This window comes from Staphylococcus sp. SM3655 (assembly GCF_016917315.1).
Lineage (GTDB): Bacteria > Bacillota > Bacilli > Staphylococcales > Staphylococcaceae > Staphylococcus > Staphylococcus aureus.
The window spans coordinates 1491871-1509928 of sequence record NZ_CP070305.1 but is presented as its reverse complement, the minus strand read 5'-3'; the positions used below and the strand labels follow the sequence as shown (position 1 = coordinate 1509928).

Annotated in this window: 21 protein-coding genes; 6 read left to right on the top strand and 15 right to left on the bottom strand. The window is 30.3% G+C overall.

Annotated features, from left to right (window positions below):
• Positions 1-175 precede the first annotated feature (175 nt).
• From JQN76_RS07425 to JQN76_RS07410, 4 genes are all read left to right on the top strand, one after another.
• The gene (locus JQN76_RS07425) at positions 176-1051 is read left to right on the top strand and encodes an undecaprenyl-diphosphate phosphatase (RefSeq protein ID WP_000469890.1); all 876 of its coding nucleotides are present in this window, start codon (positions 176-178) and stop codon (positions 1049-1051) included.
• Between the two features lie 171 nt (positions 1052-1222).
• Entirely contained in the window at positions 1223-1906 is a 684-nt protein-coding gene (locus tag JQN76_RS07420) for a hypothetical protein (protein WP_000358498.1), read from the top strand.
• Positions 1907-1908: 2 nt separating this feature from the next.
• Entirely contained in the window at positions 1909-2367 is a 459-nt protein-coding gene (locus tag JQN76_RS07415) for a YaiI/YqxD family protein (protein WP_000148828.1), read from the top strand.
• A 1-nt stretch (position 2368) separates the two neighbouring features.
• Complete coding sequence (locus tag JQN76_RS07410; protein ID WP_000820892.1) at positions 2369-2935, top strand: LOG family protein; 567 nt, start codon at positions 2369-2371, stop codon at positions 2933-2935.
• 95 nt (positions 2936-3030) lie between these two features.
• On the opposite strand, the gene JQN76_RS07405 is transcribed toward JQN76_RS07410, so the two are convergent.
• The 4 genes from JQN76_RS07405 to JQN76_RS07390 form a co-directional block, all read right to left on the bottom strand.
• Positions 3031-3573, bottom strand: a complete 543-nt coding sequence (locus JQN76_RS07405; RefSeq protein ID WP_000638621.1) for a GNAT family N-acetyltransferase — start codon at positions 3571-3573, stop codon at positions 3031-3033.
• Positions 3574-3652: 79 nt separating this feature from the next.
• Complete coding sequence (locus tag JQN76_RS07400) at positions 3653-3952, bottom strand: hypothetical protein (RefSeq protein ID WP_000545116.1); 300 nt, start codon at positions 3950-3952, stop codon at positions 3653-3655.
• 137 nt (positions 3953-4089) lie between these two features.
• Positions 4090-4479, bottom strand: coding sequence for an SA0632 family lipoprotein (locus JQN76_RS07395; RefSeq protein WP_000733433.1), 390 nt, complete (start codon positions 4477-4479; stop codon positions 4090-4092).
• A 66-nt stretch (positions 4480-4545) separates the two neighbouring features.
• Positions 4546-4989, bottom strand: coding sequence for a GNAT family N-acetyltransferase (locus JQN76_RS07390; protein WP_001259679.1), 444 nt, complete (start codon positions 4987-4989; stop codon positions 4546-4548).
• Positions 4990-5115: 126 nt separating this feature from the next.
• Between JQN76_RS07390 and JQN76_RS07385 the strand changes: the two genes are divergently transcribed.
• Positions 5116-5805 (top strand): DUF1129 domain-containing protein, encoded by a 690-nt coding sequence (locus tag JQN76_RS07385; protein ID WP_000842860.1) that lies wholly within the window; start codon positions 5116-5118, stop codon positions 5803-5805.
• A gap of 98 nt (positions 5806-5903) precedes the next feature.
• Here JQN76_RS07385 and JQN76_RS07380 read toward each other — a convergent pair whose 3' ends face one another.
• The 10 genes from JQN76_RS07380 to JQN76_RS07335 form a co-directional block, all read right to left on the bottom strand.
• Positions 5904-6392 (bottom strand): DUF456 domain-containing protein, encoded by a 489-nt coding sequence (locus JQN76_RS07380; protein ID WP_000152582.1) that lies wholly within the window; start codon positions 6390-6392, stop codon positions 5904-5906.
• Positions 6389-7609 (bottom strand): sugar efflux transporter, encoded by a 1221-nt coding sequence (locus JQN76_RS07375; protein ID WP_000367063.1) that lies wholly within the window; start codon positions 7607-7609, stop codon positions 6389-6391. The genes JQN76_RS07380 and JQN76_RS07375 overlap by 4 nt, the downstream gene beginning before the upstream one ends.
• Before the next feature lie 338 nt (positions 7610-7947).
• Positions 7948-8814 carry a LysR family transcriptional regulator gene (locus JQN76_RS07370; RefSeq protein WP_000687412.1) on the bottom strand — a complete coding sequence of 289 codons (867 nt, stop codon included), beginning with the start codon at positions 8812-8814 and terminating at the stop codon, positions 7948-7950.
• 115 nt (positions 8815-8929) lie between these two features.
• The gene (locus JQN76_RS07365; protein WP_000865624.1) at positions 8930-9574 is read right to left on the bottom strand and encodes a ribonuclease FAU-1 family protein; all 645 of its coding nucleotides are present in this window, start codon (positions 9572-9574) and stop codon (positions 8930-8932) included.
• A gap of 144 nt (positions 9575-9718) precedes the next feature.
• Positions 9719-9835 (bottom strand): hypothetical protein, encoded by a 117-nt coding sequence (locus JQN76_RS07360; RefSeq protein WP_001789973.1) that lies wholly within the window; start codon positions 9833-9835, stop codon positions 9719-9721.
• 91 nt (positions 9836-9926) lie between these two features.
• Positions 9927-10400 carry a cupin domain-containing protein gene (locus tag JQN76_RS07355; RefSeq protein ID WP_000833486.1) on the bottom strand — a complete coding sequence of 158 codons (474 nt, stop codon included), beginning with the start codon at positions 10398-10400 and terminating at the stop codon, positions 9927-9929.
• A complete protein-coding gene (locus JQN76_RS07350; protein ID WP_000532977.1) occupies positions 10400-11116 on the bottom strand; it encodes a YebC/PmpR family DNA-binding transcriptional regulator in 717 nt (238 codons plus the stop codon). Before JQN76_RS07350 ends, JQN76_RS07355 begins: the two co-directional genes overlap by 1 nt.
• Before the next feature lie 189 nt (positions 11117-11305).
• Positions 11306-11665 carry an HTH-type transcriptional regulator SarX gene (sarX, locus tag JQN76_RS07345; RefSeq protein WP_001090985.1) on the bottom strand — a complete coding sequence of 120 codons (360 nt, stop codon included), beginning with the start codon at positions 11663-11665 and terminating at the stop codon, positions 11306-11308.
• A 145-nt stretch (positions 11666-11810) separates the two neighbouring features.
• The gene (locus JQN76_RS07340) at positions 11811-13961 is read right to left on the bottom strand and encodes a helix-turn-helix transcriptional regulator (protein ID WP_001836962.1); all 2151 of its coding nucleotides are present in this window, start codon (positions 13959-13961) and stop codon (positions 11811-11813) included.
• A 696-nt stretch (positions 13962-14657) separates the two neighbouring features.
• Entirely contained in the window at positions 14658-15302 is a 645-nt protein-coding gene (locus JQN76_RS07335; protein WP_000081602.1) for a Bax inhibitor-1/YccA family protein, read from the bottom strand.
• A 360-nt stretch (positions 15303-15662) separates the two neighbouring features.
• Here JQN76_RS07335 and JQN76_RS07330 point away from each other — a divergent pair, with 360 nt between their 5' ends.
• Entirely contained in the window at positions 15663-16460 is a 798-nt protein-coding gene (locus tag JQN76_RS07330; protein ID WP_000731641.1) for a LysM peptidoglycan-binding domain-containing protein, read from the top strand.
• Between the two features lie 588 nt (positions 16461-17048).
• On the opposite strand, the gene JQN76_RS07325 is transcribed toward JQN76_RS07330, so the two are convergent.
• Complete coding sequence (locus JQN76_RS07325) at positions 17049-18056, bottom strand: inorganic phosphate transporter (protein ID WP_000120367.1); 1008 nt, start codon at positions 18054-18056, stop codon at positions 17049-17051.
• Between the last annotated feature and the right edge of the window lie 2 nt (positions 18057-18058).

Here is an 18058-nt window from a genome sequence, read left to right as displayed (position 1 = left end):
CAAATTAAATAGCTCAATAAAATATTGTAGTTTTACATGTAAAAGAAAATGAATATATACATCTTTAGTCTAGTATTATAACTATAACTAGCATGTCTTTAAATGAATATGCTATCATGATATGGTAATTTTGATATTTAAATAAATTAAATTGAGTAATGAAAGTGGGTACATTATGTTTATCATTGAATTAATAAAAGGTATTATCTTAGGGGTCGTCGAAGGATTAACAGAATTTGCACCTGTTTCCTCTACTGGACATATGATCCTAGTTGATGATATGTGGTTAAAATCATCTGAATTTTTAGGTTCTCAGTCAGCATTTACATTTAAAATCGTCATCCAATTAGGATCCGTCTTTGCAGCAGCATGGGTGTTCCGCGAACGCTTCTTAGAGATTTTACATATTGGTAAACACAAACATGTTGAAGGAGATAACGATCAACAAAGACGTTCAAAGCCAAGACGTTTAAATTTATTACATGTATTAGTGGGTATGGTGCCAGCAGGTATTTTAGGCTTACTATTTGATGATTTCATCGAAGAACATTTATTTAGTGTGCCAACTGTTATGATTGGCTTATTCGTAGGTGCTATCTATATGATTATTGCTGATAAATACTCAGCTAAAGTTAAAAACCCACAAACAGTAGATCAAATCAGTTATTTCCAAGCATTTGTAATTGGTATTTCTCAAGCAGTAGCTATGTGGCCTGGTTTCAGCCGTTCAGGCTCAACAATTTCAACTGGGGTATTAATGAAATTAAATCATAAAGCAGCATCGGACTTTACATTTATTATGGCTGTTCCAATTATGTTAGCAGCTAGTGGTTTATCTTTATTAAAACATTATCAAGATATTCAGATTGCTGATATACCTTTTTATATTTTAGGCTTTTTAGCTGCATTTACTGTTGGACTAATTGCAATCAAAACATTCTTGCATCTAATTAACAAAATCAAACTAATTCCATTTGCCATTTACAGAATTGTATTAGTAATCTTTATTGCTATACTTTACTTCGGATTTGGCATTGGTAAAGGTATTTAATTTCCTTTTAAAATATAGACTGTCAATTAAGGAATCACTTGATTGGCAGTTTTTATTGTCTTCTTTTAAAAAACATCTGAAATACTTAATAGTGATTCACTACTATCATCGTTTATATTGATGTATCATAGGGTATGTAAAATTAATAAAGTAATTATGGAGGCAAGATCTATGGATAAGAAAAAAGTCATCAAATTTATGATTAATGTATTACCAATTGTATTGGTACCGTTAATTGTTGAACGTAAACGTATCAAACAACATCCGGACGTACAAAAAGTTACAGATGCTACAAGTAAAGTTGCTTCAAAAACATCTGCAGCAATCAGTAACACAGCGAGTGATGTTAAAGAATATGTCGGCGATAAAAAACAAGATTTTGAAAATAAACGTGAACTTAAAAAGTTTGCTAGAGAACATGATCCTGCCTATATTGAGAAAAAAGGCGAAAAATTAGCTAAACAAAATCGTAAAGACGCTGATAAAATGAATAAAATACTTCAAAAAAATATCGAAAAGCGTCATAAAGAAGAGCAAAAAGCCCGCGAAAAGAATGAAATACAACGTATTAAAGATATGAAAAAATCACAAAAATACGAAGAAAAAGCAGGCTTAACACCTAATAAATTAGATGAGAAAACTGAGAAAAAAGGCGATAAACTAGCTGAAAAAAATCGCAAAGAAATCGCTAAAATGAATAAAAAGTTACAAAAAAATATTGAAAAACGACACAAAGAAGAACAAAAACGCCAACAAGAAGCTGATAAAGCACGCATCAAGTCATTTAAAAAATATAAAGATTATGTTGCCAAAAGCGCCTCTCAACAAAATAAAGAAAACAATACAGAGGCATAATTGTGACACATATTATTATTGATGGAGATGCTTGTCCTGTTGTTGATTCTATTATAGATTTAACAACTGAGACAGGCATTTTTGTGACAATTATTCGGAGCTTCAGCCATTTTTCGAACCAATTATATCCTCCACATGTATCAACATTATATGTTGATGATGGACCAGATGCAGTTGATTACAAAATTGTTCAATTATCAACGAAGGATGATATCGTAGTCACTCAAGATTATGGACTCGCAAGTTTATTAGTCGACAAAGTCTTAATTGTCATGCATCATAATGGGAAGATATACAATTCCAAAAATATTCAACAACTATTAGATAAACGATATATGAATGCACAAATTAGAAAACAAGGTGGTCGCCACAAAGGTCCCCCACCTTTTACAAAGCAAGATCAAAAAGTGTTTGAACAATCACTATTAAAAGTCATTCATCGAATTAAGGAGCTGGATTAACATGAAACGAATCGCAGTTTATTGTGGTGCAAGCAAAGGTCATGACCCTTCATATGTACAAAAAGCATACGATTTAGGTAAATATTTTGCTGAACAAGGTTATGAATTAGTATTTGGTGCAGGGTCAATTGGCATTATGGGTGCCATTCAAGATGGTGTATTAGATCATGGCGGCAAAGCTATTGGCGTCATGCCTAAAATGTTAGATGAACATGAAATCACAAGCCAACGTTTAACTGAATTAATTTTAGTTGATTCTATGCATGAACGTAAAAATAAAATGGCAGAACTTGCAGATGCATTTGTCATGGCTCCTGGTGGCGCAGGTTCACTAGAAGAATTTTTCGAAATGTATAGTTGGGCTCAAATAGGTATCCATGAAAAGCCTATTGCCATTTATAATATTAATGGCTTTTTCAATCCACTACAAACAATGATTGACCATATGATTGAGGAAGGTTTTATTGATCCTAAGTATCGTGCTCTTGCACCGTTATGCGACACTAAGGAATCATTAATAGAATCAATATTAAATTTCAAACCTCTGGGTACTCGTTCATACGATTAATCATTCTAAGGTTAAAGAATAAACAAACACCCCTAATATTGTTATCATCAGCTAAACAATGTTAGGGGTGTTTGTTACGCTTATGTATAAATTTTTCACTTTCGAAGATTAATGTAATAGCGCACTTGCCTTTTTAATAAATGATACTTACTTAGATTGGGTAATTCGAAATGATCATACACTGTCATGCCAATTTTTTCCATTACACGTTGTGAAGCTTTATTTGCTTCTGCTGTAAAACTATAGACATCGTATATTTGATGTTGTTCTGCTAACTTCAACGTTGCCTTTGCGCCTTCAGTTGCTAATCCTTTTCCCCAAAATTCTGGCAACAAGCGCCAACCTATTTCATAAAGCGGTAATTCTTTAAATGGATAATCGCTTGTTTCTGGAATATAATTCAAACCTATAAAGCCTATCCATTGATGTGTCTCTTTATCTTCTACAGCAAATAATCCAATGCCATAATCTTTAATAACCGCATCCATAGTTCTCATATCTAATTCTGAACGACGATAACTCAATAAACTTGGAAAATATTTACGTACGTCATAATTCGCATTCATTTTTTGAAAAGGTAACAGATCATCTTCATGCCAGTCTCTTAATATTAAACGCTCTGTTTCACAATAAATCATCGATTGACACTCCTATATAATTTCTCAATAAAAAACACAAAATCGATATTTTGATCAACTTTGCGTTTTAGATAGCAGTTTATTTTGATTTAGAAATATAACTTATAAGTTCAACATGAACTGGCACTTCTTTTAAACGTGCTCTATCTGATTTCAGCGCAGTAAAAGTTGCATCTATAAAATCTTGTTGATGGTTTAAACGATATGTAGCAACAAAAGTATCAGTATCGGACTCAAAGTTTGGTAAATGTGCAATTACACGCTTAATTTCGCCAGTAGAATCAGCAATCGTGCGCCCTGTAATATTTTCTAATTCTCTACCCAATTCTGGCAAAGTAATATCTTGACCCTCTAAAATTCTAAAATCTTGTTCATGCATGCCGTTTCTCTCCTTTATTAATTACGTTGTCTATTTTTACGTTCTGTTTCAATCATGACCACATTTTAATTAATACATACCCTTAAAATAAGGTTTAAAACGCTGTACCTTTCATCTATAACAAGTAAGCAATTCAATTATGATTGGTGTTTGTCATTAGCTTTTTGATCTTTATCTGTTGATGTAGGCTTTTTGTGATTATCTTTATCCGATGACTTAATTTGATCTTTTGATTGCTTATCTTGTGATGCCTCTTTATCTTTGTCTTTATTTTTGTCTTCGTCTTTTTTATCATCCTTGTTATCTTCTTTTGAAGGTTTTAAATCTTTCACTTCTTTTTCAAGGTCTTTTTGCTTATCTGCTAATTTTTCTTTTTCTTGTTGAAGCTTTTCTTTTTTGTCTTTTAATTCTTTATTTTCTTTTTGTAAATTATCGATATCCTTTTCCAGAGTGGCTTTCTCTTGACTTTTACCACAACCTGTTAAAAATAGCATGACCGCCATAATACTGATGATTAATTTCTTCATATAAAACTCCTTAACGTCATTAAATCTTTTTTAATTTTAACATGAATTAGCAACATAATCCTAATTCTAATCAATATCTTTATACATTTTCACATGACTCACTTGATAACCTAAATCTTTATTCAAAGATATCATTGGCAAATTATTTTTATGAATTGTACTGCTTATTCGCTTTGCATTCATAGTTTTTGCCCATTTTTCAAGCGCAATCTTCAGTTGCGTAGCTATTCCCAGTTTGCGAAATTGTGGTTCAACATATAGCAGTTCAATGTTAACCATACTTTTTTCATTACTAAAATGTCCCCAAATAAACGCTATTAATTGACCTTCATTTTCATATATATAAATTTTATCATTTGTATGTTCTAATCTTGAACATATCATCTCGTACCTAAGAGCAATACTCAGTTTAGTACATTTATAGTTGGATTCTACTTGCGACAATAATGTCTCATGTATATTAGCTATTTGCTTGATATAATTATGTTCATCTTTATTAAGTGTCCTCATTTTCCTCTCCAATATTAATCGTTATATTTATGCGTTTAATATGATATGATTGACCTTATTAATACTATAAAATCATTTCCATTTTAATTTGGAATTAAACATTTTTAAAGGAGCGCTTAAGTAACAATGAAAAGTACTGCGCAATTAACAAAAGAAAATAATGTTAAATCATTAAGATTAAGCAATACTGATAGAGAAATCTTCGAGAATTATATGACTTATATGCGCTCTGACTTTCGCGTCAATCCTCATGATACAGAGTTAATTATTAACCGTATACTTAAACAATTATTAAGCGCAGAACAACATGGTTTATTAGCCTTAGATTTTTTCAATCACGACCCAAAAGCACATGCAATAAAAGAACTAAAAGCGATGCCTAATGAAACATTTAAAAATATTTTTAAATATATCTATCAACACATCGTTCTATTAATTGGGATTGTTAGTTTTCTCAAAGGATTTTTAGGATTTTTCATGGAAAAAAATGGAAGTAATTTATATTTTGTTTCGTTCCCGTTTTCAGTAGTCGTCGGATTCTTTATTGTCTTTTTATTTATATGGTTTAGTTTTAAAACAATACAACTGCAGTGTTTTAACAATTCAAATTGGATATGGATATTCACCTATTTAGCAATCATTCTACTAATTGTAGGATTTTTCTATGTATTCTTTATTCCACAATCATTACTTGCCTTTGGACCATATATTCAGGTAAGCAATTGGGTATTTATTATATTTTCATTTATAGTTATGCCTATTGGATTACGCATTGAAAGAAATATTTCGAAAAAACATTCTCATACATTTTTATAAACAAAAAGCTTATTACATCATATGCGAATTTGGTACTGTTAATGATAAAATCACTAAATTACAGTTACCGAAAAACATATTTTGCAATAAGCTTTTTATTAATTAATCAATAAAGCATCTATAAAGAACCATACAATCATTATAAACATAATGATTGCTTGAGCTATACTACTTGTTAAAAATGCTACGATTGAACCTATACTTACTTTAACTGCTCTTTCAAATGAATAGCCTTGTATTAATTCAACTATGAATACCAAAATAAAAGGTATAATAATAATTCCAAATGGCGGTAAAACAAAACATCCAATAACCACACCAATTAAAGCTGCATACTCTCCAAACTTAGAACCACCGAAGCGATTCACAAAATATTTATTAGCTAAAAAGTCCGCACATAAAATTAGTATTGTTAGCAATGCCATAGATACATAAAACACCCATGATAAATGCTGATTATGAAAGCCAAATTGATAGATTAGAAAGCCAACCCATAATACTAAAACAGAAGGAATAATCGGCTTAATCAACCCAACAAATGCTAACATGAAGGCAGCGATGATAAGTAGCCATAAAATAATTGTCATGTTGATATCACATCCTCTTTTGTAATTTTTTGATTTTTAGTAAAGAATATAAGTATCATACCTAACATGATTGATGCTGCTGATACAAAAAATACATTTTCCAAACCTACCCAGTGACTCATAGCACCACCTAATAGGTTACCGCCTAACTGTCCAATAACCATTGCATTAGAAAATAGTGTTGAGGCGTATCCTGGAAAATCTGGTAAGATATCTTGGAAATAACTAATACCAATTCCTAAAAGAACCGCTAAGAAAATAGCTAAAAATACCTGTCCTGCTAACATCATATAGAAGTTTTTAAATACCCCAATGCTGAAGTAGAATAAACCACCAAAAATCGCTCCATAAATCAACAATGTTCGAGTATGTAATCTAGATGATAAAACGCCAAGAATGATCATAAATGGCACTTCTAAACCAGCACATAAACTAGCTAAATAACCGACATGTTGCTCATTTTCTTTTAAATAATCAGTAACAAATAAAGGCATATTCATCGTATACATCCATTGTCCAATGTGTAATAAAATAAATGCAATAAATGGTAATAAAAGCGTTTTGTCTTTAAACATATTAGGAGCAATTTTTTCAACATGTTGTTGCGTACTAATAGGGTGTTTAATGTTTAAATCCTTATAGAAAAACACTTGAAGTACTAAAGTAAATAAAATGATACTTATTGTTCCACCAAACAATCCAGCATAGCCTTTTAAACCGATTAATTGGGCACCAATAAATGGACCAAATAAAAAGCCCAATGAGAACATTGAACGTAATACTGTGTTGGCAAATTGAGCTCTATCTTTAGAGCTTGAAACATTGATAGATTCTCTAGCAGATGCGTAAAGTTGGGGCATTGCTGGTGCAAATAATCCTTGGAAAATCGCATATAGTAATATGAATAACCAGATTGTATCTACAAAAAAGTATATTGAAAAACCAAGCGCACCCATTAATAATGCGAGAATAATAATAATTTTTCTATTAAAGTGATGCGTATCCGAAAATCTAGCAATAATTGAATTTACTGTAAACTGGCTAATCGCTGCAGATGCTAGAAGTAATCCATACTGATTTGTTGTCATACCTAAATCTTTAGTTGCAAAAAGAACAAGATATGGGACCGTAACCGCAATACCCATACCTAGTAGAAACATATTAGCAACAAAGAGTTTATAATTCTTTATTTGTAATAACGCTGCAAACATATCCATAACCCCGCTTCTTAGAGCCCCTTTTAATTTATTAATTAGGGGCTCTTATGCAGTTGGTGCGTTAGCATCCAACTGTATTCCTTTGTCCCCTTTTAATTTATTAATTAGGGGCTCTTTTGCTGTTGGTGCATTAGCAATCAACTGTATTCCTTTGTCCCCTTTTAATTTATTAATTAGGGGCTCTTATGCAGTTGGTGCGTTAGCATCCAACTGTATTCCTTTGTCCCCTTTTAATTTATTAATTAGGGGCTCTTTTGCTGTTGGTGCATTAGCAACCAACTACGTTCAATTTAACCGAATAGTTTAAAATTAAATACAAACCTTAAATTAGTCTAAAACTACGCCTTTGGTTGTTCAACAAAGCTCGCCATGAGATTTACAAAAGAATCAACTTGTGGCAATTGCAACATGCTCGGATCATAACTCATAAATGTCGAACGAATCAGCGGTTCATTATCAATTTCTACTTTTTCAAACTCAAATTGTTCTTTGCTGATATTTTTCATCATAATTTCTGGCAAGATTGTAACACCTACACCACTAATCAACATTTCTTTGCAAGTTGCTACTTGATCCACTGTAATAGTTGCATGGTAATCTTGTTCTAAATTATCGTTATACCATTGTTTTATTTGATTTATATAAATCGGATCAGCTTGAAACTCTATAAATGGTAACTTTGTAACATCATCTCGTCTATTTTTTGGAAAAATAAAATAATGATCATCATTAAATAAATGTGTGTTAGCTAAATTCATTACCTTATTTCCACGAGTTATCATAACATGATAATCTCTATGATTTGCTTTAATTTGTTCAGTTGAACCAACTTGCACTTGTATTTCAACATTAGGAAATTGGGCATTATATAGGCTCAAAACTTCAGGAAGTAAGGTTTGTCCAATCAAAGAAGAACACCCGATTGATATTGTTCCATTCACTTCACCAATATGTGCCTGCATTTTGTCAAAAAATAATCGCTCTCTTTTCAACATGTCACGGGCATGCTCAATAATCATTGTTCCTTCAGTTGTTGTAATCAATTGTTTTTTTGTTCTGATAAAAATATCTACTCCAAAAGCATTTTCAATAGCTTTTAGTCTTTGTGTAACAGCAGGTTGAGATATATATAAAATTTCAGCCGCTTTACGTAACGTTTTCGTTTCGTCTAATGTTATTAGTAAACGATAGTCTTCAATCTTCATAATTTCCCCCCATAAATTATTCAATTATTGAACTTTCATGGCTACAAGCATTCATGAGTTCATTACTAACGAATAATTTCACCAATTTTATTGTTATGGCTGCAGCTTGAATTACTTAGTTTTTCTTTTGTTGTTGGTGATTTTTAGTTTGATTATATTGCTTAGGCTTTATTTGTTTGCTTTTTTCAATATTAGTTTTATTTTGTGGCTTTTGATGATTTTTTTGAGCCTTTGCATTAATTTTATTAAAGCAGTACATGATTTTCTTTTGGAATCCTTTAAAATCATTTTCTAACTCTGCCATAATTTGATGTGCAATCATATATGCTTCATGAAATTGCTTTTTTGTAATTTGCTCACTTTCTAATGCAAACATTAAATCATCTTCATCTACCAACTCATATTCACCACTTGGTAATGCTAAAACATCTAAACATAAATCTACTGTACGCGCATTACCTTTTTGCGTTATATTTTTGATATTTATATCAAAATAATATTCTAATGGATTGCCTTTATTATCAAACATTACAGTTATACTATAACGTTTCTTTTCAGGTAGTATTTGCAACCATTTATAATTGTCATCTGCGACAATGATATTTTGTCCAACTACCGTCACCTCTAAAGGATCACGAACCTTTTTCATCGTGACTAAGCCTATAATACCCTTAAACCTATTATTATTAACTTTTACCTCTGTGTATTCCCTATCAATTAGGCGACGCCAGTGACGTTTATCTATATACTTTACTTTCACAGTCACCAACTCCTTGTCATTATTATATAAAACTACATAAATGATGTCATGTCATGATACAGTTTTATAGTTTTTGTTAATCATATGAAAATATTTATTATTATTTTACTACAACTCGCTTCAATTTACTTAAAATAGACAATATTAATTAGATAGTACACACATTTCTTCATAAAAGTGATTTTTCAAAAATATAAATAACACACTCTTATCGTTTTCAAAATCATTTAATGCTATTTTCATTAAAAACAGCTGAAGCATCAAATCTATTCTGATTCAATCAAGAATACATATAAAAATGAAGTGACTCAAAGGTTTATTAACAACCTTCAAACCACTTCATTGATCATTTTTATTTTAAAGCATATTTTTCAATCACTGATTTAAGATGCGGATATTGTGTAATTAATTCAGATTGCTTAAACAATTCAAACTGCTTAAACTCAAATGCCGGTTGACACATACAACCTACTAAACTATAAGTATTTGAAATTTCGATTGAAGAAGCAAAAATTGTTCCTTTAGGCACTACATATTGCAATACATCTCCATTTTGGATATCAGTACCCAATGTTGCAGTCGTATATTCCCCATCCGGATTTATCATATGAATTGTTAGAGAATCACCAGCATGATAGTACCATACTTCATCAGCATCAATTCGATGAAAATGCGAAATATTGTCATCTGTAAGTAAAAAATAAATACTACTAAACGGCGCTCTGCGTCCATCTTTCAATACTTCTCGAATTGTCTCTCTATAGAAACCACCTTCAGGATGTGATTCAAGTTGCAATTCATCAATCCATTGTTCTGCTGATTTCATTATTTCAAATCCACATTATGGAATACGTTTTGTACATCTTCTAAATCTTCTAATGCATCGATTAATTTTTCAAATGTTACTTGGTCCGCTTCAGAAAGTTCAATATCTGTTTGAGGTAACATTTCAAATTCAGCAACTTTAAATTCTTCAACACCTGCTGCACGAAGCGCATCTTGAACGACTGCAAATTGATCTGGTTCAGCATAGACTATTGTCAATCCATTATCGTCAATCACATCATTTACATCTACATCTTGTTCCATTAATGTTTCAAGTATTTCGTCAACAGACTTTCCTTCAATACCAAATGTTGCCACATGATCAAACATATAAGCAACTGATCCAGATACACCCATATTACCGCCGTTTTTACCAAAAGCAGCTCGCACATCAGAGGCAGTACGATTTACATTATTTGTTAACGCATCAACAATTAGCATTGATCCGCTTGGGCCAAATCCTTCATATCTTAGGTGATCAAAGTTTTCGTCTCCAGCACCCTTAGCTTTATCTATTGCTTTTTCAATAATATGATTCGGCACTGAATATGTCTTAGCGCGTTCAAGCACCAACCTTAAAGCTTGGTTAGATTCTGGATTGGGTTCACCAGATTTTGCTGCAACATAAATCTCCTTACCAAATTTCGCATATATTCTACTTGTGTTTTTATCTTTTTGGGTCTTTTTTTCTTTAATGTTATTCCATTTACGTCCCATAATGTCATCTCGCTTTCGAACTGTTTAATTAACAACATATATTATACATGATTTTTTTATGTTTATATACATTTTCACAATTAACATTATTGAACTACGATTTCTTCAAACTGTTACTTAGTTTTAAAATATGTATAAATTAAAAATGTGCCGATAAGCAAATTCTATGCTTTCGACACTCAATTTCAATTAAATATTTAAAAATTGTTCTACATCTTCAAATAAAGCATTAAATTTAGATATATCATCATTATTTAAATAAATATAAATTTTACGCTCATCTTTAGATGATCTAACTTTACTAAGTCTTTCTTTTTCAATTAGTCTTCTTATAGAAACTAATAATTTTGTCCTACTTAAATCTAGCTCATCCATTGCAGTTTTTAAAAATGATTGCATAAGTACTTTTTCATCTTTGCAATGCTTCATCGTTAAATCTAAGACTGCTAAATCATTTAGCGACAACTTATATTTTTTATCAATATATTCAGATAATGCTTTATATTGTTTATAGAAGCCAAGCAATGTTTCTAATTTCTCAGTATTCAAAATGTTGCACCCCCAAATATATAAAGACAATGCTTCTGTCATTATTATCTTAAATTTTTCAGCCATTGTCTTTCTCATTTGTTTTTAATACGTTGTCAAAATTACCAACAAATGCAAATTAAATTTTGCAATACATATCAAGGTGTTATTTTTTTCCTATTTTAATTATGTATAACGCATTAAAAGTAACGTTAATATTCAAGGAATTATCACTAAAATTATGCTCTTTAATCTCTATTGCTGGTTTAAGGTAGTTGTCAATTTTAGATAGTAAACTAGGGTTCCATTCATATTTATCTCTTAATTCTTTAGAAATCAAATGATTAATGTTGCCACTATTTTCGTCCAATGTTTCTATTACAATTAGATATTTATCGTTTAAAACATTGTTTTTAAAATTTATATAAACTTGACTATCCTCAAAATTACTCATAATTGTCTCGCTCTCTATCACTCGCCAATCATAAATAACAAGACAATAATAATTCTCTATATCAAAAATAGAATAATAACTGTTTTCGTATTTTGGTTTCGAGACATATTCGATAAACTTTTCTAATATAAGACCTAGTGTTGTTTTAAATCCATTTTTGTCATATAGATGCATCGCATTAAATGCTTGATGATTGTCAAAAATGTTTAATCCAAAGCCATCAAAGTTGTGATACAGCGCACTTAATGTCTTATAAATTAATGGAGCACTATTACTTAGATCTCGTTCTTTATTATTAAGCAGTTTATGATTTTCAACATTTAGAAAAATCAGCTTTTCTTGTTCAATATCCAATTCATTAATTACTTGTTTTAAATTTTTAAAATGCAAAATATTTTTCAATAGTAACTCATCACTTTCCCCCATCAAATAAGGGCTACTTAAATTTGCATTATCTATTATTAACGAATCGAATTTAAGTCGCTTTATTTGTGATACTAGTGATTTAAAAACTGAAGGTTTTTCAAATAAACAGGTAATGTTCAATCCTAATTTCACATTCAACATGATGTTATGTAATTTTAATATCATTCGATAAATTGTTCTAATTTCCATCAATGATAAATCAAAAACAAAATGCACTTCGTAATTATTATGATTACTTAATTCGTTTGGAGATATTTGTCTGAAAACACTCATAAAAGCTTCTTCAACAAAATAAGTTGTTTCAATATCATTTATATTAAATGCTATCTTTAGATCACTTTCAATTATTGTTTTAATGATTATGAATTTTTCTTCTTCGGACATGGTATTTTTACTTTTTAGAATCGATGGCATGATGAAAAAGACAACTTGACTGTTCTTATTCAATAAGGTTTTAAAGATTCCTTCTAAGAAAACTAATTTCATTTCTGTATAAGTATTTATTTGAATAACCGTTTGAAACAATTTAGGTGTTTCAAATTTGTCTTCATCAATATGTATAACATCAGTTAGGTGGTTTTTATAATGTTCAATATAATTCAATATGATTTCTTTTACTTCTTGCACCATTTTGCCTACTAGTGGTTCTGGCTTTAGCATTAAACATTTATTATATTTTGATAAATTACGATATTCATTCGGTGTTATATCCATATAACTTTTAAACATTTTAGAGTAAGTGGAGCTACTACTAAAACCTAAATGTTCACTTATGTTGCTAATAGTACTATCAGTAGTAAGTAGAATTTCAATCGATTTACCAATTTTCAAAGTATCAATATATTTTTTAAAACCCATGCCCATAAGTAAGTGGAATTGTGATGACAAATTTGACTTTGAGACAAATAATTTATCAGCGACACTTTTTAATGTCAATCGTTGATTTACATTTTGATAAATATATTCGAGCTCATCACGCAAATCACCATAATAAGCATATCGATATTGATTTTGTGCAATCTTTTTATCCATACTTGCTTCTTTTGCAATGATTTTAATAATATCCTGTAATTTTCTAATATCAGCGTCATTAAGAGGCTGATTATCAAGGTATCGATATGTCAATTTTAATAGTAGACATTTCAAATTATAGGATGATTTAATCAACTTTGCTGTATAGTGGTAATTAAAGAAAGTAAAGCCTAATTCCGCAAACCAATCGCTACTCAAATACAACATGATCGTTTTTTTATTATTCTTAATACTAAATACATCCAGATGATTAATAATATATATATCATCTTCAATTATTTTACTTTTACGAAATTTTTGTAGTTCGATTTCCCCGTCAATTGGCCAAAATAAGACTATGCCATCTTGGCAACGCGTTGTCGCATATTCATTATTAGTAAGTATATGCAAGCATGATTTTGCCATAACTTTACCTCTTTCTATATTTAAGTACCACTTTTATCATTCCCTATAATATTTAACTTATTTAATTAAACGTAAATTTAACACAATACGAATACCAAATCAAAAATAAATAAAACTATATAATGGTTAATTTTTAAACTTATATATCAATCATTTAAATATTACAAAAATAGATGTAGTCAGTTTAATTAAACTATCCAATTGAAAACACACTACTTTTTAGTATTTTCAAAATAATTTTAAATGACCACATCTACAACGTATTACTATTATCTTTTGTTAGTTATATATTCATTTTCAATTTAAAAATAAACACTTATTTAAATCACATTCTACTTTTGAGATGAGCTCAAACTAACATTAAATTGTTTATATTATCTATACTTCTTCCTATTAATGTTTCGATTTTAAAATTAATACGTAGCTATACTTTACTTTTCTAATAAAAGTGTAATTAGAAAGGCAAGTACACCTGTTTAAAGTTTATCTTCTAAGATTTGTTTACTTTAGAACTATAGCAGTTAATCATTTCAATGATTAATAATATCTTTACAATTAAGGTAATATATTTTTATTGCTTTATCAGTAAAATCTCAGTCTAAGTTTCTAACTTATGACAATCGCTCCAGTTTAAGGTTGATATTCATTATTGATTATTCCAAAACTTTATACAAATTTCTTTATTAATTTAACTGTTTATCTTCTGAACATATTAGCAAGATAAAGTATATCCTTAATAATATTCAACAAATTAATAAATAGATTAAATCCCATTTCTCTTGGTGAATAGTCACCTCTTTTTAAACGATTAAAATCATACAAAGTATAAAGTAGAAATAACAACAGACTAACGACGGTAATAATAGTGTAAAAAATAGGATTTTGAAGAAAAATACCAATTAGACTCGCAATAATTAATGTTATTAATGTAACGAATAAATATTTGCCTATACTCGATGCATCTCCAACGAAGAAATAACCAATAATACCAAATGCTATAAATGCAAAAATTGCTAATGCGATATTTTTATAGAAAATATCTGGTCCTAAATTTTGTAAATACGTGGTAAACGTTGCGTATGACAATAAGCCGATCACTACAGCGTAAATATGTGAAATAATTAAACCGAACCGTCTCGCTCTTTCAAAAACAAGTGTTGCTAAAATAATAATCAGTAATCCAAATGACAAGGGTTGTCGCCAACTTAATGGTAAAAACTGACCTAGATAGCATCCTATGCCAAATATAATCCAATAATACATAAAATAAAGCCACACTTTACTTATTGATTGAGCATGCTGGTTTTGATGATAATATGAATGATTTGTATTTTGCGACAAAATAATTCCTCCTTCTACCGTCGTTTTATGCGTCAAATTTTACAGTAAATTTTGCTTCATCAAAAGAAATAACCTTTAATAAGTATAGTAATTTTACATTTTACAATGTTACAAAATATAATTTTTTATAATTAGTTAAAATCACTAAAACGCTTTTATACACTATCAAATCAGCATTTATAAAAATATGAACCGATATTCTAAAATGTTAATAATATTACAAGATAATAACAAACCACACAAAGCTACTTATTTTTGATAATATGGAAATCGTAATATAAAACGAAAACTTAATTTACTATATAAATTGTCTTAATAATTTTTAAAAGTAGTAAAACTTAATTTTAAGGAGGAGTCCCTTTGAAAAAATTAGCATTTGCAATAACAGCAACATCTGGTGCAGCTGCATTTTTAACGCATCATGATGCACAAGCTTCTACACAACATACAGTACAATCTGGTGAATCATTATGGAGTATTGCTCAAAAATACAACACTTCAGTAGAGAGTATTAAACAAAATAACCAATTAGATAACAACTTGGTATTCCCTGGTCAAGTTATCTCTGTAGGTGGAAGTGATGCACAAAATTCGTCAAACACTTCTCCACAAGCTGGTTCAGCATCATCTCATACTGTACAAGCTGGTGAATCATTAAATATCATTGCTAGCAGATATGGTGTTTCAGTTGATCAATTAATGGCAGCCAATAACTTACGTGGTTATTTAATTATGCCTAACCAAACACTACAAATTCCTAATGGTGGATCAGGAGGTACAACACCAACAGCTACAACAGGTAGCAATGGCAATGCATCATCTTTTAATCACCAAAATTTATACACTGCTGGTCAATGTACATGGTACGTATTTGACCGTCGTGCTCAAGCTGGTAGTCCAATTAGCACATATTGGTCAGACGCTAAGTATTGGGCTGGTAACGCAGCTAATGATGGTTACCAAGTAAACAACACACCATCAGTTGGTTCAATTATGCAAAGCACACCTGGCCCATATGGTCATGTTGCTTATGTTGAACGTGTCAATGGTGATGGTAGTATCTTGATTTCTGAAATGAATTACACATATGGTCCATACAATATGAACTACCGTACAATTCCAGCTTCAGAAGTTTCTAGCTATGCATTCATCCATTAATTAAATAAATTGTACTGATATATACTAGCAATTCACATCATGTGAGATTGCTAGTTTTTTATTTTTGAAAAAAATTTTCATTTTGGTACAAAAAATTATCTCACCCTTCCCTATCATACATATTTATATTTTGTATGAATGGTAGTTAGGTAAAAATTAACAACCTACCTATTTGATTAAATTAAATGCATAATATATTAAAAATCAAAATAATGCAACTAAGTTGACTATATAATGATTTAATTTGTTATACCAGTATTTTACGCTTTTTCTTCTACATATACAAATTTATATTAAATAAAGTCCAATACAATTTAGGTTAATTAAACAAGTTGATAACTATTTAATTATTCCTTCATTGAAGAATATAAACTATTAAATCATTATTTTACGCTTACTTATATTTTAATGACCTAACTGTTTATGTTCCATGGAATAAATTTATAACTTAGCCCCCCTAATTAAAATGCTTTGTCTTGGTCATTCTACGTAAACTCTATAAAATATGTTATCTACTTACATAAAAAAATGAACTTCAATACCACCATATGTTTGTGATACTGAAGTTCAGTTTAGTTTTATTTTCAATTAGAAAAATAAGTTAAGTATATAGAATAGTAAACATGCTAACAATGCTGAAATAGGTAATGTAATCACCCATGTAATGATCATTCGTTGCGCAGTGCTCCATTTTACACCTTTAGCTCGGTTAGAAGCACCAACACCTAAGATTGATGATGACACAACGTGAGTTGTTGATAATGGGAAATGTAGCGATGATGCAACAAAAATTGTTAATGCAGATGATAAATCGGCCGCAGCACCATTTGCTGGACGTATTTTCATAATATTACCACCTACAGTTTTGATAATTTTCCAGCCACCAATTGCAGTACCAAGCCCCATTGCTGTCGCACAGGCAAATTTTACCCATAACTGTGGTTCAACACTGCCATCATTCTGTACATTAGCGACAATCAATGCCAACGTAATAATACCCATTGATTTTTGCGCATCATTCGTACCGTGAGAGAATGATTGTAACGCTGCCGTGAAAATTTGGAAAAATCTAAAGTTACGATTCGCTCTTGTTAAATTTGCATTTTTAAAGATAACTTTAAAAATTGAATACATCAAGAAACCAACACAAAATGCGATAATCGGTGAAACGATTAATACAATAATAATTTTTGTGAAACCTTGGTAATGTAACACTCCAAATGAGCCTTCAGATGCGATTGCTGCACCCGCAATTGAACCTATAAGTGCATGTGAAGACGAACTTGGAATTCCGTAAAACCAAGTAGCTAAATTCCAAATAATAGCCGCAAGTATTGCAGCTAACACAACAACTAATCCATTTTCCAATTTAAATGGATCGACAATGTCTTTAGTAATGGTGCCTGCAACGCCCGTAAATGTTAAAGCACCTATAAAGTTCATCACTGCTGCCATTAAAATTGCCGTTTTAGGCGTTAACGCTCTAGTAGATACAGCAGTAGCTACTGCATTGGCTGTATCATGGAATCCATTGATAAAGTCAAATATCAGCGAGAAAATAACTACAGCTATAGTGACGATGATTATATATGACATAA